14 protein-coding genes and 2 pseudogenes are annotated in these 18897 nt (G+C 71.6%); 12 read left to right on the plus strand and 4 right to left on the minus strand.

The window, feature by feature from the left end; translation table 11 throughout:
• Positions 1 to 17 precede the first annotated feature (17 nt).
• On the minus strand, positions 18 to 140 hold the full coding sequence (locus QE374_RS14880) for a hypothetical protein (protein ID WP_309736125.1): 123 nt from the start codon (positions 138 to 140) through the stop codon (positions 18 to 20).
• A 214-nt stretch (positions 141 to 354) separates the two neighbouring features.
• Between QE374_RS14880 and QE374_RS14885 the strand changes: the two are divergent.
• The 4 genes and pseudogenes from QE374_RS14885 to QE374_RS14900 all read left to right on the plus strand — a co-directional run bounded on the left by QE374_RS14885 (position 355) and on the right by QE374_RS14900 (position 6007).
• A pseudogene (locus QE374_RS14885) lies at positions 355 to 973 on the plus strand (50S ribosomal protein L25/general stress protein Ctc).
• A gap of 129 nt (positions 974 to 1102) precedes the next feature.
• A pseudogene (gene pth / locus QE374_RS14890) lies at positions 1103 to 1688 on the plus strand (aminoacyl-tRNA hydrolase).
• 357 nt (positions 1689 to 2045) lie between these two features.
• Positions 2046 to 5630, plus strand: a complete 3585-nt coding sequence (gene mfd, locus QE374_RS14895) for a transcription-repair coupling factor (RefSeq protein WP_309736127.1) — start codon at positions 2046 to 2048, stop codon at positions 5628 to 5630.
• An 8-nt stretch (positions 5631 to 5638) separates the two neighbouring features.
• Positions 5639 to 6007 carry an SdpI family protein gene (locus QE374_RS14900; RefSeq protein WP_309736130.1) on the plus strand — a complete coding sequence of 123 codons (369 nt, stop codon included), beginning with the start codon at positions 5639 to 5641 and terminating at the stop codon, positions 6005 to 6007.
• Positions 6008 to 6020: 13 nt separating this feature from the next.
• Here the strand turns inward: QE374_RS14900 and gdhA are convergent, their stop codons facing one another.
• Positions 6021 to 7379 carry an NADP-specific glutamate dehydrogenase gene (gene gdhA / locus QE374_RS14905; RefSeq protein ID WP_309736132.1) on the minus strand — a complete coding sequence of 453 codons (1359 nt, stop codon included), beginning with the start codon at positions 7377 to 7379 and terminating at the stop codon, positions 6021 to 6023.
• A 117-nt stretch (positions 7380 to 7496) separates the two neighbouring features.
• Between gdhA and QE374_RS14910 the strand changes: the two genes are divergently transcribed.
• Positions 7497 to 8096 carry a gamma carbonic anhydrase family protein gene (locus QE374_RS14910; RefSeq protein ID WP_309736134.1) on the plus strand — a complete coding sequence of 200 codons (600 nt, stop codon included), beginning with the start codon at positions 7497 to 7499 and terminating at the stop codon, positions 8094 to 8096.
• Between the two features lie 69 nt (positions 8097 to 8165).
• On the opposite strand, the gene QE374_RS14915 is transcribed toward QE374_RS14910, so the two are convergent.
• Positions 8166 to 10835: a phosphoenolpyruvate carboxylase gene (locus QE374_RS14915; protein ID WP_309736137.1), complete on the minus strand. Its 2670-nt coding sequence runs from the start codon at positions 10833 to 10835 to the stop codon at positions 8166 to 8168.
• A 134-nt stretch (positions 10836 to 10969) separates the two neighbouring features.
• Here QE374_RS14915 and QE374_RS14920 point away from each other — a divergent pair, with 134 nt between their 5' ends.
• Genes QE374_RS14920 through hisS form a run of 3 tightly spaced genes read left to right on the plus strand, consistent with a single transcriptional unit; the run spans position 10970 to position 14044 of the window.
• Entirely contained in the window at positions 10970 to 12112 is a 1143-nt protein-coding gene (locus QE374_RS14920) for a Na+/H+ antiporter NhaA (protein WP_309736140.1), read from the plus strand.
• Entirely contained in the window at positions 12109 to 12756 is a 648-nt protein-coding gene (locus QE374_RS14925) for a MazG family protein (protein ID WP_309736142.1), read from the plus strand. Before QE374_RS14920 ends, QE374_RS14925 begins: the two co-directional genes overlap by 4 nt.
• A 34-nt stretch (positions 12757 to 12790) precedes the next feature.
• Entirely contained in the window at positions 12791 to 14044 is a 1254-nt protein-coding gene (gene hisS / locus QE374_RS14930; RefSeq protein ID WP_309736726.1) for a histidine--tRNA ligase, read from the plus strand.
• Here hisS and QE374_RS14935 read toward each other — a convergent pair.
• A complete protein-coding gene (locus QE374_RS14935) occupies positions 14028 to 15278 on the minus strand; it encodes an amino acid permease (protein ID WP_309736144.1) in 1251 nt (416 codons plus the stop codon). The genes hisS and QE374_RS14935 overlap by 17 nt on opposite strands.
• Before the next feature lie 95 nt (positions 15279 to 15373).
• Here QE374_RS14935 and QE374_RS14940 point away from each other — a divergent pair, with 95 nt between their 5' ends.
• The 4 genes from QE374_RS14940 to QE374_RS14955 are packed head-to-tail and all read left to right on the plus strand — an operon-like array spanning position 15374 to position 18880.
• Complete coding sequence (locus QE374_RS14940) at positions 15374 to 16222, plus strand: SGNH/GDSL hydrolase family protein (RefSeq protein WP_309736146.1); 849 nt, start codon at positions 15374 to 15376, stop codon at positions 16220 to 16222.
• A 32-nt stretch (positions 16223 to 16254) separates the two neighbouring features.
• A complete protein-coding gene (locus QE374_RS14945) occupies positions 16255 to 16971 on the plus strand; it encodes an O-methyltransferase (protein ID WP_309736148.1) in 717 nt (238 codons plus the stop codon).
• A gap of 58 nt (positions 16972 to 17029) precedes the next feature.
• Entirely contained in the window at positions 17030 to 18310 is a 1281-nt protein-coding gene (eno, locus tag QE374_RS14950; protein ID WP_137417506.1) for a phosphopyruvate hydratase, read from the plus strand.
• A gap of 36 nt (positions 18311 to 18346) precedes the next feature.
• Complete coding sequence (locus QE374_RS14955; protein ID WP_309736151.1) at positions 18347 to 18880, plus strand: septum formation initiator family protein; 534 nt, start codon at positions 18347 to 18349, stop codon at positions 18878 to 18880.
• Positions 18881 to 18897: the final 17 nt, after the last annotated feature.

Consider the following 18897-nt stretch of genomic DNA (forward strand, 5'->3'; position numbering starts at 1 on the left):
TCGGCGTCGCCCAGGAGTCAGGACTTGCGGTAGTTCGCCCGGCCCATCGACCAGAAGGCGCCGACGACGCCGATGAGGGATCCGAGCGAGAGCAGGCCGATGAAGCCGAGCAGGAGGTCGGAGGCGAGCTGAGCGTCCACGGGGGAGTCCTTTCGATCGGGGCTCGCGCCGGCGGGGCGCATCTTTTCCATGCTACCGGGCGGCACTGGTAGAGTTGACCTGAACTTCGGCGAGGGATGCGGCATCCGCATCCGTAATCGACGAGGGTGTGCAGGCCTACGGCTTCCTCACGCGCTCGCGTTCGAGTCGAACCATCCCCGATCTGGGGCCCGTGGGCCCGCAAGGAGAATCATCATGTCGGAAGACAACAAGGTCACCGCTGAGGTGCGCACGCAGTTCGGCAAGGGCTTCGCCCGTCGCCTGCGCGCCGCCGGTCAGATCCCCGCCGTCCTGTACGGCCACGGCACCGAGCCCGTGCACCTCGCCCTGCCGGGTCACCAGGTCGCCCTGCTGATCCGCCGCGCGAACGCGCTGCTCGAGCTCACCGCCGACGGCAAGGACCACCTGGCCCTCGTCAAGGACGTCCAGAAGGACCCGGTGCGCCAGATCATCGAGCACATCGACCTGCTGGTCGTGAAGAAGGCGCGAGAAGGTCGCCGTCGACGTCCCCGTCGTCGTCGTGGGCGAGCCCTTCGCGGGCACCATCGCGAACCTGGATGCGACGACCGTGTCGCTCGAGGTGCTGGCCACCAACATCCCGCAGAACATCGAGGTCGACGTCGAGGGCCTCGAGGACGGCACGCACATCACGGCCGCCGACCTGAAGCTCCCCCAGGGCGCGACGCTGGTGACCGAGCCGGAGACGCTCGTCGTCGCCGTCTCGGTGCCCGCTGCGACCCTCGCCGCGGAGGACGAGATCGCCGAGGCCGACGCCGAGGTCGCTGCTGAGCAGTCCGAGGAGTCCGCGGAGTAATTCCGCCCCACTCGCACAGGAGAAATCCCGACGACAGGATCGATTCGCGAGAATCGTCCTGCGTTCGGGATTTCTCTTGTTTTACGTCCGTCTCAACGCCGCATTCGCGTCGCCTCCGGAAGGATTGACATGGCCGACACCTGGCTGATCGTGGGACTCGGGAACCCGGGACCCCCGCTACGAGGCGACACGTCACAACGTGGGCCAGATGGTCATCGACGAGCTCGCCGGCCGCCGCAACGAGGGCTTCAAGGTGCACAAGGCGGGTGCGCGCATCACCGAGGGCTGGCTGCGCCCCGGCGGGCCGAAGCTCGTGCTCGCGAAGCCCAACACGTTCATGAACGTCTCCGGGGGACCGGTCGCGAACCTCGCGAAGTTCTTCGACATCCCCGCCGACCGTGTCGTCGTCGTGCACGATGAGCTCGACATCCCTTTCGACACCCTCAAGCTCAAGACGGGCGGCGGTCACGGCGGCCACAACGGCGTCCGCGACGTCGCCAAGGCGCTCGGCACCCCCGATTTCCCCCGGGTGCGGGTCGGCATCGGCCGCCCTCCCGGTCGCCAGGACCCGGCCGACTGGGTGCTCGACGCCTTCGGTCAGGCCGAGCGCAAGACGCTCCCCATCCTCGTCTCGGATGCGGCGGATGCGGTCGAGCTCCTCGTCGACGAGGGCCTCGTCGCCGCCCAGCAGCGCTGGCACGCCCCCCGCGCCTGACCCATCGCCCGGGGTCACCCGCACCCGCATCCCGGGGTCGCCCGCACCTGACCCGCGAGACTGCATCTTTCGCACGAGATCACGGGTAAACACAGTGATCTCGTGACGGAAACGCAGTCTCGGCGAACTCCGACGTGGCCCGGTCGTGTTGGAGGGACGCGTGTTGCGGCCTCCGGCCCGGATCGGCCGCGTTTCGGGTCCCTCGAACGGGACCCGCCGCACTCGCCGCGCCCACACCGGCGACGCCCACACCGGCCACGCCCTCCCTGCCACACCGCCGCGCCACGCCACCACGCACCCGACCCCGCCGGGACCGCCGCCGAGGCGGGTGTCGGTGGGGCGCCGTAGACTCTTGTGGTGACAGTTCCCGGGATCGTCCGCGCCCTCGCGCGCTCAGAAACGTTCCGAGACGCAGCCGGGGCGGCCTCCGTCGACGGGGACTTCTCCCTCGTCGACGGCCTCGACGCCCCGCTGCTCGCGGCCCTGCTCGAGCGGCGCCGCGAGGCCGGAAAGCCCGCCGTTCTGCTGGCCGTCGCCCCCACCGGCCGCCGCGCTGAGGCGCTGGGCCCCGCACTCGAAGCGCTGCTTCCCGGCGCGGAGGTGCGCCACTTCCCGGCGTGGGAGACGCTGCCGCACGAGCGCCTCAGCCCGAGTGCCGAGACCGTCGGCCGCCGCCTCGCCGTGCTGCAGCGCATCGCCGAGTGGGAGGGCACCGCGCCGCTGGTCGTCACCGCATCCGTCCGCGGCGCGATCCAGCCGATCGTCCCCGGACTCGGGGATGCGGGCACGATCCGCCTCAGCGTCGGCGGCCGCGGTCATGACCTCGCCGCGATCGTCGTGCGCCTCGTCGAGTTCGCCTACCACCGCGTCGACATGGTCTCGCGTCGCGGCGAGTTCGCGGTGCGCGGCGGCATTCTCGACGTCTTCCCGCCCGCGGCCGACCACCCCTATCGCGTGGAGTTCTTCGGCGACGAGGTCGACCAGATCCGCGCGTTCTCCGTGGCCGACCAGCGCTCGCTGCCCGGCGACATCGACCGGATCGACCTGCTGCCCAGCCGTGAGCTGCTGCTCACCGACGAGGTGCGCGACCGCGCGCTCGGCCTCGCCGACGCGTTCCCGTCGCTCGCCGGCATGCTCACGAAGATGGCCGAGGGCATTCCCGTCGAGGGCATGGAATCGCTCATCCCCGCGCTCGTCGACGGCCTCGTGACGCTCGTCGACTACCTTCCGCGCGCCAGCGCCGTCGCCATCGTCGATCCGGTGCGCGCGGCGACCCGCGCGACGACCCTCGCCGAGACCAACCAGGAGTTCCTGGATGCGGCGTGGAGCGCCGCGGTCGCCGGTGCCGACACCCCGGTCGACCTCGGCTCGGGCGACTTCCTGTCGCTGCCCGAGCTGCACGAAGCCGCCCGTGCGCGCACCGACGTGTGGTGGGAGCTCTCCTCGTTCGACTCGGGAGCAGCGGATGCGGCCGCCGAGGGCCTCTCGGACGACGCGGGCGTCACGCGGATCGCCGCCGCATCCGTTCCGTCGTTCGCGGGCAGCGTCGAGGGCGCGATCGATCACGTCGCCCAGCTGCTCACCGAGCAGTGGGCGGTCGTCGTCACGGCCTCGGGCGCAGGTCTCGCCGACCGTGCGCGCGACGTGCTCGCGGAGCGGGGGATCGCCGCCCGCCGCGTCGACGCGCTGAGCGAGCCGCCCGAGCCGGGGCTGGCCACGGTCGTCGTGAGCACGCTGGAGCGCGGCTTCCAGGTCGCGGATGCGCGGCTCGCCGTGCTGACCGAGTCGGAGTTCTACGGCCGCACGATCGGCAGCGACACCCGCGCCGTCAAGAAGCTCGCCTCGCGCCGGCGCAACGTCGTCGACCCGCTGCAGCTCAAGCCGGGCGACTTCGTGGTGCACTCCACCCACGGCATCGGCAAGTTCGTCGAGCTCGTGCAGCGCGAGGTCTCCAGCGGGGGCCGCAACGCCGTCAAGAGCAAGCGCGAGTACCTCGTGCTCGAGTACGCCGCCTCCAAGCGCGGCCACCCGGGCGACAAGCTGTACGTGCCCACCGACCAGCTCGATCTGCTCTCGCGCTACGTCGGCGGCGAGGCGCCCGCCCTGTCGAAGATGGGCGGCAGCGACTGGGCCGCCGCCAAGAGCAAGGCGCGCCGCGCTGTGCGCGACATCGCGGTCGAGCTCGTGAAGCTCTACTCGGCGCGGATGGCGGCGAAGGGCCATGCCTTCGGGCCCGACACGCCCTGGCAGCGCGAGCTGGAGGAGGCGTTCCCGTTCGCCGAGACCCCTGACCAGCTGCAGACGATCGACGAGATCAAGGCCGACATGGAGCGCCCGATCCCGATGGACCGCCTGCTGTCGGGAGACGTGGGCTTCGGTAAGACCGAGGTCGCCGTGCGCGCCGCCTTCAAGGCGATCCAGGACGGCAAGCAGGTCGCCATGCTCGTGCCGACCACCCTGCTGGTCAAACAGCACCTCGAGACGTTCTCGGAGCGTTTCGCGGGCTTCCCGGTCAAGGTGCGCGCGCTCTCGCGGTTCCAGACCGACAAGGAGGCGAAGGATGTGGTCGCCGGCCTCGCCGACGGCACGGTCGACATGGTCATCGGCACGCACCGCATCCTCACGGAGAAGGTCGTCTTCAAGGATCTCGGCCTGATGATCATCGACGAGGAGCAGCGTTTCGGCGTCGAGCACAAGGACGCCCTCAAGAAGCTCAAGACCAACGTCGACATCCTCGCGATGAGCGCCACCCCCATTCCCCGCACGCTGGAGATGGCGGTCACCGGCATCCGCGAGATGTCGACGCTCGCCACCCCGCCCGAGGACCGGCATCCGATCCTCTCCTACGTGGGACCGCGCAACGACAAGCAGATCGCGGCGGCGATCCGGCGCGAGCTGCTGCGCGAGGGACAGGTGTTTTTCGTGCACAACAGGGTCTCGTCGATCCAGCGCGTCGCGGCGGATCTCGCCGAGCTGGTGCCGGAGGCGCGCGTCGCCGTCGCGCACGGACAGATGGGGGAGCACCAGCTGGAGCAGGTCGTCGACGACTTCTGGGAGCGCCGGGCCGACGTGCTCGTGTCGACCACGATCGTCGAGACGGGGCTCGACATCTCCAACGCGAACACGATCATCATCGACCGTGCCGACAAGTACGGTCTCAGCCAGCTGCACCAGCTGCGCGGCCGCGTCGGCCGCGGGCGCGAGCGCGCCTACGCGTACTTCCTGTACGACGAGACCAAGCCGTTGAGTGAGACCGCGGCCGACCGGCTCGAGACGATCTCGGTCAACAACGACCTCGGCTCGGGCATGCAGGTCGCGCTCAAAGACCTCGAGCTGCGCGGTGCGGGCAACCTGCTCGGTGCCGAGCAGGCGGGCCACATCGCCGGCGTCGGCTTCGACCTGTACCTGCGCATGATCGGCGAGGCCGTGGCCACGTTCCGCGGCGAGGAGACCGAGGGGCAGACCGAGCTGCGGCTCGAGCTGCCCGTGCAGGCCCGCATCCCCGAGGACTACATCGACAGCGAGCGTCTGCGCCTGGAGGCCTACCAGAAGCTGTCCGCGGCGGCATCCGCGACAGCGAAGGACGACGCGATCGACCTCGTGATCGAGGAGCTCACCGACCGGTACGGGCAGCCGCCGGCCGAGGTCGAGGGCCTTGTGGCCGTCGCCCGGCTCCGCCGTCGTGCGGCGCGTTCGTCGCTCGCCGACGTCGTCGCGATGGGCCCGAACCTGCGCGTCGCGCCCGCGCACCTGCCCGATTCGCTGCGCGTGCGGATGCAGCGGCTGTACCCGAAGGCCAAGCTCGTCGCCTCGGGCGAGGCTCTCGTCGTGCCGCTGCCCACCGCCGGTGGCGAGCCGCTGGGGGATGCGGAGCTCATCGCCTGGACGAGCCAGCTCCTCGACGCGCTGTTCCCCGTTCCCGAGCCGGCGCCCGCAGCCTGAGGTACCTGATGGACAACGACCTGTTCGTGCGCATCCTGCTCGCCGTCGTGATGGTGGGCGCAGGCTGCCTCATGGTCTGGATGGCGCGCGCCGCCGCATCCGGGCGCCTGAAGCGCAACGCCATCGCAGGCATCCGCACCTCGGTCACCATGGCGAGCGACGAGGCGTGGCTGGCCGCCCACATCCGCGCGAAGCAGGCGACGATCTGGGGCGGTGTCGCCGGCATCGTCAGTGGCCTGGGCGCGCTGCTGCCGGTGCCGTCCGCCGGGCTCGCGGCGATCGTGCTGGCCGGATGCGCCGCGATGCTGGGCTTCGTGCTCTACGGCGCGGCCGTCGGCACACGCGCGGCGGCGGCCGCCCAGACGCCCGAGGCCTGAGGCCCAGCCCGGGTCAGATGACGCCCTGCGCGGCCATGGCGTGCGCGACGCGCTCGAACCCCGCGCTGTTGGCGCCGACGACGTAGTCGCCGGGGCGTCCGTAGCGCTCGGCCGCGTCGAACGCGGCGTCGTGCACGTCGCGCATGATCTGGCGTAGCTTCGCCTCGCTGTCGGCGAACGTCCAGCGCTGGCGGGAGGCGTTCTGGCTCATCTCCAGCGCGGAGGTGGCGACGCCGCCCGCGTTGGCCGCCTTGCCGGGCGCGAACAGCACACCCGCGCTGCGGAAGGCGGCGATCGCGCCGGGAGTGGAGGGCATGTTCGCGCCCTCCACGACCGCGCGCACGCCGTGGGCGATGAGGGTGCGGGCATCCGTCTCGTCGAGCTCGTTCTGCGTCGCGCAGGGCAACGCCACATCCACGGGCACCTCCCACGGCCGGGCGTCCGGCACGAAGCGAGCGCCGGGGCGGCGGGCCGCGTACTCCGCGATCCGCGCCCGCTCGGTCTCTTTCACCTGCCGCAGCAGGCCCAGGTCGATGCCGGCGTCGTCGACGACGTACCCGCTGGAATCGGATGCGGTGACCGGCACCGCGCCGAGCTGCTGCGCCTTCGCGATGGCGTACACGGCGACGTTGCCCGAGCCCGACACGCTCACACGGCGTCCCTCCAGGCTCTCGCCCGCGACGCCGAGCATCGCCTCGGCGAAGAACACGGCGCCGTAGCCGGTGGCCTCGGTGCGCACCTCGGCGCCGCCCCACTGCACGCCCTTGCCGGTGAACATGCCCGACTCGTGGCGATTGGTGATGCGGCGGTACTGGCCGAAGAGGTAGCCGATCTCGCGCGCGCCCACGCCGATGTCGCCGGCGGGAACGTCGGTGTGCTCGCCGAGGTGCCGGTAGAGCTCGTTCATGAACGACTGGCAGAAGCGCATGATCTCGGCATCCGATCGCCCGTGCGGGTCGAAGTCGCTGCCGCCCTTGGCGCCGCCGATGCCCTGGCCCGTGAGCGCGTTCTTGAAGATCTGCTCGAACCCGAGGAACTTCACGATCGAGGCGTTCACGGTCGGGTGGAAGCGCAGTCCGCCCTTGTACGGCCCGAGCACGGAGGAGAACTGGATGCGAAAGCCCCGGTTCACCCGCACGGTGCCGGCGTCGTCGACCCACGGCACGCGGAACATGATCTGCCGCTCGGGCTCGACGATGCGCTCGAGGATGCCGAGCTCGGCGAACGCGGGGTGGCGTTCGATGACGGGAGCCACCGAGTCGAGCACTTCGTGCACGGCCTGCTGGAACTCGGGCTCGTGGGGGTTGCGGGCGAGGACGGTGGCGAAGGTGGAGCGCACGGCTTCGGGCAGCGCGGCGAAGGTCTCGGTCAACGTGGTTCTCTCTGGCCGGGTATCGCGCGCGGCGCGATGTCCCAAATGGATGCGGACGCTCCCACCCTAGCGGCGCCGGGCCTGTCGCCTGGACGCACGCTGCCCTAGGGTGACGGCATGCGCTACGAGCACCTCGGCGCCGCGCCGTCGGTCCACCCGTCGGCCAGCGTCGCACCCACGGCCGTGCTGAGCGGCGACGTCACGGTCGGGGCGGGATGCCGCATCCTGCACGGCGCGATCCTCACCTCGGAGGGCGGTCCGCTGACGCTCGGCGAGCACGTCATCGTCATGGAGAACGCCCTCGTGCGCGCGACGGCCGCCAACCCCGTGCACATCGGTGATCACACGCTGATCGGTCCGACGGCGAGCATCGCCGGCGCGACGATCGCGGAGGAGGTCTTCATCGCGACGGGGGCGCGCGTGTTCAACGGGGCACGCATCGACCGTCGCAGCGAGGTGCGCATCGGCGCGACGGTGCACCTGCGCACCCACCTCGGTGAGGGCTCGGTCGTACCGATCGGTTGGGTCGCCGTGGGGGATCCCGCGATCGTCGTGTCGCCCGACAAGCACGACGAGATCTGGGCGCGGCAGCAGGAGCTCGATTTTCCGGGCTACGTGTTCGGCCTCGACCGCGACACCCCCGACCTCATGGTGCAGCTCACAGAGCGCTACGGGCGCAGCCTCGCGCGCCACGACGACGACCGCCTCCTCGACTGAGGCGGCTCGGCCGCATCCGCCCGCCGCGACCCCTGCGCAGAGGTGGCGCCGCGCGGTGCCGGATGCGGCTCAGCCGGTGTTCTGCAGACCCGCGGCGACGCCGGAGACCGACAGCAGCAGCAGACGCTGGTTGGCGGTGTCGGCGGGAGCGTCGGCCGGCGCGTCGCGAAGGGCCCGCAGGGCCCGCAGCTGCAGCAGCGACAGGGCGTCGACGTAGGGGCTTCGCAGCTTCACGGCCCGCTGCAGCACGGCCTTGTTGGCAAGCGGCGCGTCGCCGCCGACGATGCGCACGACCCAGTCACGGGTCAGCGACATCTCCTCCATGACCAGCTGTGCGAGGTCGTCGCGGTCGCCGAGGCTGAGGTACTCGCGGGCGATGCGGTCGTCGGCCTTTGCGAGGCTCATGGCGACGTTGTCGATCATCGCGCGGAACAGCGGCCACTCGGCGTAGGCGGTGCGCAGCAGCTGCTCGTCACCCACGGTCTCCAGCGCCGTGCCGAGCCCGAACCAGCCGGCGAGGTTGATGCGCGCCTGCGACCACGCGAACACCCACGGGATGGCGCGGAGGTCTTCGAGCGACTCGACCGACAGCCCGCGGCGGGCGGGACGCGAGCCGAGGGCGAGGAGTCCCACCTCCTCCATCGGGGTGACGGTGGCGAACCAGGGCGCGAAGCCGGGCGCCTTCACGAGCGAGTAGAACCGCTCGCGAGACGAGTTCTCGAGCACCTGGGCGATCTCGGCGAACATCTCGGCGCCGCGGCGGTTGCGTGCCTCGTTCGACGGCGCAGACGCCATGAGGATGGCGGCAGCCACCTGATCGATGTGGCGCATGGCGATCTGCGGGTCGCCGTAGCGGGCGAAGATGACCTCGCCCTGCTCGGTGAGCTTGAAGCGGCCGTCGACCGAGTGCGGCGGCTGCGCGAGGATCGCGCTGTTGGCGGGCCCGCCGCCGCGGCCGAGGGCGCCGCCGCGACCGTGGAAGAGCGTGAGCTCGATGTTGCTGGCCTGTGCCCACGCTGCGATCTCGGCCTGTGCCTCGTAGAGGGCGAGGTTCGCCGCGACCGGTCCGACATCCTTCGACGAGTCGGAGTAGCCGAGCATGACCTCGAGGCGGCGACCGGTGGCTTCCAGTCGCGCGGCGAACTCGGGGTGCTCCGCGATCTCGGCCAGGATGCCGGGGGCAGCCTGCAGGTCGGCGAACGTCTCGAACAGGGGGATCACGTCGAGCACGGGAGCTGCGCCGTCCGTCCCCACGGCGTACCGCGCGAGGCGGTGCACGTTGGCGAGGTCTTCGGCGGACTGCGTGAACGAGACGATGTAGCGGCCCGCGGCGCGCGGTCCGAAGCGCTCCTGGATGTACGCGATCGCGCGGAAGACCTCGAGGACCTCCTCGGTCAGCTCGCTGCGCTCACCGCCGGCCTCGAGCTCCGCGAGGACCTTCTTGTGCACGGCGGAGTGCTGTCGCACCTCGAGCTCGGCCAGGTGGAAGCCGTAGGTCTCGACCTGCCACACGAGCTGCTGCAGCGCGCCGTAAGCCTGGCGGGCGGCGCCCGCATCCGCGAGCGACTGCTGCACGGTGCGGAGGTCGGCGAGCAGGTGCTCGGGGTCGCGGTAGGCGAGGTCGGCGTTGCGGGTGCGGGTCGCGGCGATGCGCCGGGCGACCATCAGCAGGATGCGGCGGTGCGGCTCGTTGGGGGAGCGCTTCGCGATCTCGGCCGCGGCTTCCTCGTCGGCGCTGCGGAGGCGATTCCAGAGGGCGACGAGTGCGTCGCTCGGGGGAGTGGATGTGGCGTCGAGGGTCAGCGTGCGCCCGATCCGCAGCGCCGTGCGCTCCAGGCCCAGCAGCACGTGCTCGCTCGCGATGCCGGCGGCCTTGCGCGTGACCTTCGCGGTGACGAAGGGGTTGCCGTCGCGGTCGCCGCCGACCCAGGTGCCCACGCGCACGAAGGGGCGCACGAGCGGGGGCCGGTTGCCGGCGCCCTCGCCGAGCGCGTCGTCGACGCGGCGGTAGACGCGGGGGACCGTCGTGAAGAGGGTGTCGTCGAAGACGGCCATGATCGCGCGCACCTCGTCGGTGGGCGACGGCTTCTCGGCGCGCAGCGGCGCGGTGCGCCAGAGCGTGTCGATCTCCTCCAGCATCCGCCGGCGTGCGCGGCGCTGGTCGACGCCGCCCTCGGTGAGCGAGTCGTACTCGTCGAGCAGCTCGGACAGTCGCCGGATGCCGGTCGAGATCGCGCGGCGGCGCGCCTCGGTCGGGTGAGCGGTGAACACGGGGTGGAACCGCAGCGACTGCAGGCGCTCGAGCGCCACGTCGTCGCCGACCTCGGACGCGAGCTGGCGCAGGGCCGAGCGGATCGAGTCGGTACGACCCTCGGGCTCCGGCTGGCCGTCGCGCTCGCGCAGCACCCGCACGCGCTGGTGCTCTTCGGCGAGGTTCACGAGGTGGAAGTAGACGGTGAAGGCCCGGGCGACCTCGTCGGCACGCTCGATCGTGAACGAGTCGGCGATCTCGGCGGCGCGCTCGAAGGCTTCGTCGCTCGGGTCGGTGTAGGCCTGGATGGTCGCCACGCGGAGGCGTTCGACGTCTTCGTACAGACCCGCCGAGCCGCTCTCCTGCAGCACCTGTCCGAGCAGCGAGCCGAGCACGCGCACGTCCGCGCGCATCTGATCGGGGATCTCCTGCCCTGCCTCGTGGCGTCCGACGACGCGAATGGCCTCGGTGGGGGTGGGTTCGAGCATGGGAACAACGGTACTGGGAGCCGGAGACCACTCATGACACGCGCGGCGCCTCGTTACGATGGACGTCGGAGTGGCGGGAAGTCTGGTCGCCTCGTCGCCGCGCGACGGTCTCGTTTCGTCATTCCCGGAGTCCCATGCATCTGCTTCGTTCCGAGCGTTTTCCCGCTGTCGTCCTGCTGATCGCGGCGGCGCTCGGGCTGTTCCTGGCCAACTCGCCGCTCGCACCCGGAGTGGTCGCGGTCAAGGAGGCCCACGTCGGCATCCCGGGCCTGCTCGATCTGTCGGTCTCGCACTGGATCCAGGACGGCCTGCTCGCCGTGTTCTTCTTCGTCGCGGCCATCGAGCTCTGGCACGAGCTCACCGAGGGTCAGCTGAGCTCGCTGCGCAAGGCCGTGCAGCCGGCGATCGCCGCCGCGGGCGGCGTGATCACCCCGATCATCGTGTTCGCCCTCATCGCGATGGGCACCTCGTCGGCGTCGGGGTGGCCGATCCCGACAGCGACCGACATCGCGTTCGCCCTCGGGGTACTCGCGGTCTTCGGCCGGGGCCTCCCGCCGGGCGTGCGGGCGTTCCTGCTGGCGCTCGCGATCCTCGACGACATCGTGGGCATCGTGTTCATCGCCGTGCTCTTCACCGACGGCGTCGACCTCTTCCTCCTGCTCGCCGCTCTCGTCGGCGTCATCCTGTTCTCGCTGCTGAGCCGTCGGCTCACCGATCGCAACCGGGTGCCCCTGGGCATCGTGCTGGTGCTGCTGGGCATCCTCGTGTGGGTGCTCGTCTACCTCTCCGGCGTGCACGCCACGATCGCGGGCGTCGCGCTCGGGCTCGCGATGGCGTCCAAGCCCGCCGCCCGCGTGCGGGCGGGGCTCGAGCCGTGGGTGAACGGCCTGGTGCTGCCGCTGTTCGCGCTGTCGGCCGCATCCGTCGCCATCCCCGCGGTCGGGCTGGACGAGCTGCAGCCGGTGTTCTGGGGCGTGCTCATCGCGCTTCCGGTCGGCAAGCTCCTGGGCATCACCGTGTTCGGCTGGCTCTCGCAGCGTCTGGAAGACCCGCAGGAACGCCTGCGGTTCGCCGATCTCCTCGCCGCGGGCGCGCTCGGCGGCATCGGGTTCACCGTGTCGCTGCTGCTGTCCGAGCTCGCGTTCGCCGACGACGCGATGCTGCGCGACGAGGCGACCCTCGGTGTGCTCGGCGGGTCGTTGGTCTCCCTCGTGGTCGCCGCAGTGCTCGTAGCATGGCGGGCACGGCACTACCGACGCGAGGAGCGCAGGGTATGAACGACGCGGATGCGGCCTCCGACGGTCTCCGGCGCGCGGCCGAGGTGATGCACGAGGTGCGCGAGAGATGCGTCTGGTCGCAGCAGATCGATCACGCCGCCCTCGTGCCCTACCTCGTGGAGGAGAGCGCAGAGGTGATCGACGCGGTCGAGAGCGGCGACCGCGCGGAACTGCGCGAGGAGCTGGGTGATCTGCTGTGGCAGGTGCTGTTCCACGCCGAGATCGCCTCGCGTGACGAGGACGACCCGTTCGACATCGACGACGTGGCCGGCGATCTCGCCGACAAGATGGTGCGCCGGCATCCGCACGTGTTCGCGGGTGAGACGGCCACGACGCCCGAAGAGGTGCTCGTGCACTGGAACGCGGCGAAGGCGGCGGAGAAGCGCGAGCGGCGCAGTGTGCTCGACGGGATCCCCGCCGCGATGCCGGCGCTCGCCCGCGCGCAGAAGGTCGTCGGTCGTGCTCCCGGCGCCGCCATCCCGGCGCGTCCGCTCGAGATCACCTCGGAGCAGCAGCTGGGCGACGCCCTGCTCGCCCTCGTGGCGCGGGCGAAGGCCGAGGGCTGGGATGCGGAGCGGGCGCTTCGTGCCCGCACGCGCGAGCTGGAGGAGGGTGTGCGTCGGGCCGAGGCCGGTTTGGGATGATGGTCTGGTGCCAGCAGTGAACCCCCCGCGCGGCATGCGCGACTTCCTCCCCGCCGACAAGGCCCGCCGCGAGCGCGTGCTCGCCGTCATCCGCGACCGCTATCGCGCGCACGGCTTCGACGAGATCGAGACGCCGGTCATGGAGGACTACGACCGGCTGCACGCCGGCATGGGCGGTGACAACGAGAAGCTCGCCTTCAACGTGCTCAAGCGCGCGCTCTCGCCCGAGGCGATCGCGGCGGCGGCCGACGACCCCGCAGCCCTCAGCGACCTGGGACTGCGGTTCGATCTCACCGTGCCGCTGGCGCGGTTCTACGCCTCGCACCGGGCAGAGCTTCCCGGCGTCTTCCGCTCCGTGCAGATCGCGCCCGTCTGGCGCGCGGAGCGCCCGCAGAAGGGGCGCTACCGCCAGTTCGTGCAGTGCGACATCGACATCATCGGCGACGCCGGAGCCCGCGCCGAGGCGGAGCTCATCGTCGCGACCCTCGACACGCTCGACGCGCTCGGCCTCGTCGGCGCGAGCGTGCGCATCAACGACCGTCGCGCGCTCGACGGGATGCTGGAGGTCTTCGGCTTCGAGCCGTCGGAGCGCGCGGGCGTGCTCATCACGATCGACAAGCTCGACAAGATCGGACCCGCGGGCGTCGAGGCCGAGCTGCGCGAGCGCGGGGCGACCGCATCCGCCGTCGACGCGTTCGCGGCTTTCCTCGCCCGTCCTACGGCGGAGGACACCGCGTTCGGCGAGGCGCACATCCGCGCGCAGCTGCCCGACGGCATCGCCGACGAGATCGTCGCTCACCTCGTGGGCATCGGCGAGGCGGTCAGCGCCGCGGTCGGCCTCGACGAGGTTCCGCTCGTGTTCGACCCGTTCCTCGTGCGCGGAATGGGCTACTACACGGGCACGATCTTCGAGCTCGCGCACCCCTCCGTGCCCTACTCGTTGGGCGGCGGCGGACGCTACGACGGCATGATCGGCCGCTTCCTCGGCCAGGACGTGCCCGCGGTCGGCTTCTCGATCGGCTTCGAGCGCATCGTCGACCTCGTCTCGGCGGGGGAGGATGCGGGACTCGACGCCGTCGTGCTCGTGCACGACCGCGACGTGCCGGTCGCCGAGCTCGTGGCGGTGAAGTCCGCGCTCGTGACGGCGGGTTCCCGCGTGCGGCTCGAGCAGCGCACGAAGAACCTGAAGGCGCTGCTGGAACGCGCGGCCGCCGACGGCTACACCGCGTTCGCGACGGTCGCCGCGGGCGACGATCCGTCCCAGCTCGAGCTCAAGCCGCTCGCGTAGCGCCGCGGCGGCCGAACGCGAGCCGCAGCACCACGCCGACGGCGAGCACGCCCGCCCCGGCGAGGGCCGCCTGCCACGGAAGCGTCACGGCGAGCACCGCGCATCCGGCGGCGCCGAGGGCGGCGAGGGCGCGCGGGAAGCGGCGCTGCGCCGCATCCTGTCGCAGGGCCGCGAGGTTCGCGACGAGGTAGTACACGAGCACGCCGAGGGATGAGAACCCGATCGCGCCGCGCAGGTCGACGAGGGCGACCGCGACCATGACGACCGCGCCGACGGCGATCTCGGCGCGGTAGGGCGTGTGACGTGACGGATGCACCGCGGCGAAGAGGCGGGGCAGGTCGCCGCCGCGCGACATCGCGAACGAGGTGCGCCCGATGCCGGCGATGAGGGCGAGGAGCGCGCCGAGGGATGCGGCGGCGGCACCCACGCGCACGACCGGCTGCGCCCACTCCCAGCCCGCGGCCGCGACGAGCTCGGCCAGCGGAGCGGATGCGGCCGCCAGCCGTTCGGGGCCGAGCACGAGCAGGCACAGCACGGCGAGGATCGCGTACACCGTGAGCGCGCCCGCGAAGGCACCGAGGATCGCGCGGGGGATCGTGCGGGCGGGGTCGCGCACCTCCTCGCCCATCGTGGCGATCCGGGCGTAGCCGGCGAAGGCGAAGAAGATGAGCCCCGCCGACTGCAGCACCCCGTACGGGTTGACGTCGCCGCCGGCCCAGCCGGCGCCGTCCGGCAGCGACACCGCACCGGCGGCCACGACGACGGCGAGGCACAGCAGCACGATCGCGACCAGGATGCGGGTGAGCCGGGCCGTGCGGGTGACGCCGAGCAGGTTCACGATCGTGAGCGCCGCGACCGCCGCGACGGCCACGGGCCGCTCGAACCCGGCAGGAGCCGCGTAGGCCGCGAACGTCATCGCCATGGCGGCGCAGCTCGCGAGCTTGCCGATCACGAATCCCCACCCCGCGACGAATCCCGCCCACGGGCCGAGCTCGGCGCGACCGTAGGCCCAGGCGCCGCCCGCGACCGGATGTGCAGCGGCCAGCTGCGCCGTGGAGGCGGCGTTCGCGAACGCGACGACCGCCGCGATCGCGAGGCCCCCGAGCAGGCCCGCGCCGGCGGCCTGCGCGGCGGGGGCGAAGACGGCGAACACCCCGGCGCCGATCATCGAGCCGAGGCCGATCGCCACGGCATCGCCGAGTCCGAGGCGTCGCTGGAGGGTCGGGCCGGTCACGTCGGGCACCCTACTGCAGCGGTGTGAACCGCCGGGGAGCCGATCGGTCACCCAGCCGTCACGACCCGTTCACCGCGAGGGGTTCGGATGGGTGCGTGGCCCGCATCCGATTCCCCGCGCGCACGGTCGCCGCGACCGCCGGAGTGATCGCGTTCGCGCTCGCCGCCGCCCGCGAGGTGCTGCGCCGCCAGGCCGCGCACGCCCGGCGGCAGATCGGCAAGCCGCTCGGCGAACAGGCGCCGTCGGCCGACCGCGTGTGGCGTCCCGGCTACGACGGCACGCCCATCGAGCTCCTCGTGCTGGGGGACTCGATCGCCGCGGGGCTCGGGGCCGAGCGGCGCAAGGACACGCTGGGCGCCCGCCTCGCCCGCGCGCTCGCCCGGCGGACGCAGCGCCCCGTGCGCCTGCGCACCGCGGCCGTGGTGGGCTCCGAGTCCGCCGCGCTCGCGGCCCAGCTCGACGCCCTGCCCGCCGACTATCGCGCGGACGTCGCGGTGATCGTGGTCGGCGGCAACGACGTGACGCACCGCATCCCGGTCTCCCGCGCGGTGGCGTCGCTGGAGGAGGCGATCGAGCGCCTGCGACACGAGGGCACCGAGGTCGTCGTCGGCACCTGCCCGGACCTCGGCGCACTGCGTCCGGTGCCGCAGCCGCTGCGCTCGCTCGGCTCGCGCCTGTCGCGGCAGCTCGCCCATGCGCAGGCGCGCGCGGCGACCGCCGCGGGAGCATGGGCCGTCTCGTTGCGGCACGTCGTGGGGCCGTTCTTCATCTCGAACCCCGACGAGATGTTCAGCCTCGACCGCTTCCACCCGAGCGCGGTCGGCTACCGCCGTACCGCCGATGCGCTGCTGCCGTCGGTTCTCGCTGCGCTGGGCGAAGGCGTGCGGCTGCCCTCCGGACACCAGGCTCCTGACATGCGGGACGAGCTCGCCGGCAGGGGTTGACCTGGTCGCGCGCGCCCCGATTGGCTGGCGGCATGAGCGACACGAACCCGGCACCGACGCCGGACGGCTGGCGCGCCGTCGACGCGTATCTGACCGACGCGCTGGTCGAGAACGATCGGGCCCTGGAGCAAGCCCGCGCTGCGCAGGATGCGGCGGGCCTGCCCGCCATCGAGGTCGTGCCGCTGACCGGCAAGCTGCTGCACCTGCTGGCGCGGATGATCGGCGCGCGCCGGGTGCTCGAGATCGGCACCCTCGGCGGCTACTCCACGATCTGGCTCGCGCGCGCGGTGGGGGAGCAGGGGCAGGTGACGACGATCGAGGCCGAACCGCGCAACGCCGCGGTGGCACGGCGGAGCATCGACCACGCGGGCGTGGGCGAGCGCGTCGAGATCCGGCAGGGGAGGGCGGCGGAGGTGCTGCCGCAGCTGGAGGGACCCTTCGATCTCGTCTTCATCGACGCCGACAAGGAGTCCAACACGATCTACCTCGACTGGGCCGCGCGTCTCGGTCGCGAGGGGACCGTCGTCGTGGTCGACAACGTCGTGCGCGCCGGTCGCATCGTCGATCCCGAGAACCACGAGAGCCAGGTCGAGGGCGTGCGACGTTCGCTAGCGATGCTCGCGGACGACGACCGGTTCGACGCGACGGCCGTGCAGACGCTCGATGCGAAGGGCTGGGACGGCTTCGCAGTGGCGATCATCACGCATCCGGGGCTTTCTTCCGGTGGGTCTCGCGCCGAGCGTCACTAGACTCGGAAGCGGACCGATGTCGCTCCGAGATCACACCCCCAAACTCAAGGAGTCCCCTGTGGCACTTATCGAGGCTGTAGGCGCGCGCGAAATCCTCGACTCGCGCGGTAACCCGACCGTCGAAGTGGAGGTGCTCCTCGATGACGGTGTCGTGCAGCGTGCGGCAGTGCCCTCCGGCGCATCCACCGGCGCGTTCGAGGCGTACGAGCTGCGCGACGGCGACAAGAGCCGTTACGGCGGCAAGGGCGTGCTGAAGGCCGTCAACGCCGTCATCGACGAGCTCGGCCCGGCGATCGAGGGCGTCGAGGCGAGCGAGCAGCGCGTCATCGACCAGATCCTCATCGAGACCGACGGCACCGAGAACAAGTCGCGCACCGGCGCGAACGCGATCCTCGGCGTGAGCCTGGCCGTCGCCAAGGCCGCCGCCGACTCGGCCGACCTTCCGCTGTTCCGCTACCTCGGCGGCCCGAACGCGCACCTGCTGCCCGTTCCGCTGTTCAACGTCATCAACGGTGGCGAGCACGCCGACAACGGCATCGACTTCCAGGAGTTCTTCCTCGCGCCCATCGGTGCCGAGACGTACGCCGAGTCGCTGCGCTGGGGCACCGAGGTCTACCACGTCCTCAAGGGCGAGCTGAAGGCCGCCGGCTACAACACGGGCCTGGGCGACGAGGGCGGGTTCGCCCCCGACCTCCCCAGCAACCGCGAGGGTCTCGACTTCCTGCTCAAGGCCATCGAGAAGGCGGGCTTCACGCCCGGCTCCGACATCGCTGTGGGCCTCGACGTCGCCGCGACCGAGTTCTACAAGGACGGCGTGTACACCGTCGAGGGTAAGCCGTGGAGCCCCGCGCAGCTCGTCGACTACTTCGCCGACCTGGTCGCCAACTACCCGATCGTCACGATCGAAGACGCCCTCGCCGAGGACGACTGGGACAACTGGAAGGCCCTCACCGACGCCATCGGCACCAAGGTGCAGCTCGTCGGCGACGACCTGTTCGTCACCAACCCGAAGCGCCTGCAGCAGGGCATCGACCTCGGTGTCGCCAACGCGCTGCTGGTGAAGTTCAACCAGATCGGCTCGCTCACCGAGACGCTGGATGCGGTGGCTCTGGCCACCAGCAACGGCTACCGCTCGATGTGGTCGCACCGCTCGGGTGAGACCGAGGACACCACGATCGCCGACCTCGCCGTCGCCACCAACGCGGGTCAGATCAAGACCGGTGCGCCCGCTCGCAGCGAGCGCGTCGCGAAGTACAATCAGCTTCTGCGCATCGAAGAGGAACTGGGCGAGGCGGCCGTGTTCGCCGGCCGTGCCGCGTTCCCGCGCTTCAAGGGCTGAGTGACGACCGAACGTCACTGAACGAGAGGAGGAGCCGTGGCAGCACGAACGGCTCCTCCTTCTCGTTCCCGGGCTTCTTCGGATGCGGCCCGGCGCCGCGTCGACGTGCGCGACTGGCTGGGCGGCATCCGGCTCTCCGGTTTCATGATCATCATGTTGGGCCTGGTCGTGCTGGGCGTGCTCGTGCTGGTGCCGACCGTGGGTACCTACCTCGACCAGCAGCAGCGGATCGCCGCGCTCAAGAACTCGGTGCAGCTCACCGAGTCGCAGATTGCCGACCTGCAGGCGCAGAGCGAGCGCTGGGACGACCCGGCGTACATCACGACGCAGGCGCGTGAGCGGCTGTACTACATGAACCCGGGCGAGATCGCCTACATCGTCGACAACGACCTGACGGCGGCGCAGCAGCCGCGCGAGCAGGATGCGGTCAGCGACGAGGTGCAGCAGACGCGCACCGACTGGATGGCCCAGCTCGTGGGCTCCGTCGTCACCGCCGGCGCCGCCAAGACCGCGGTCGCCGACCCCTCCGCTCCCGCGGACGGCGGGACGCCCGCCACTCCCGCACCCTGAACCCGGCCTCCCAGACG

Origin of the sequence: Microbacterium sp. SORGH_AS_0428 (genome assembly GCF_031453615.1) — a bacterium.
Taxonomy (GTDB): domain Bacteria; phylum Actinomycetota; class Actinomycetes; order Actinomycetales; family Microbacteriaceae; genus Microbacterium.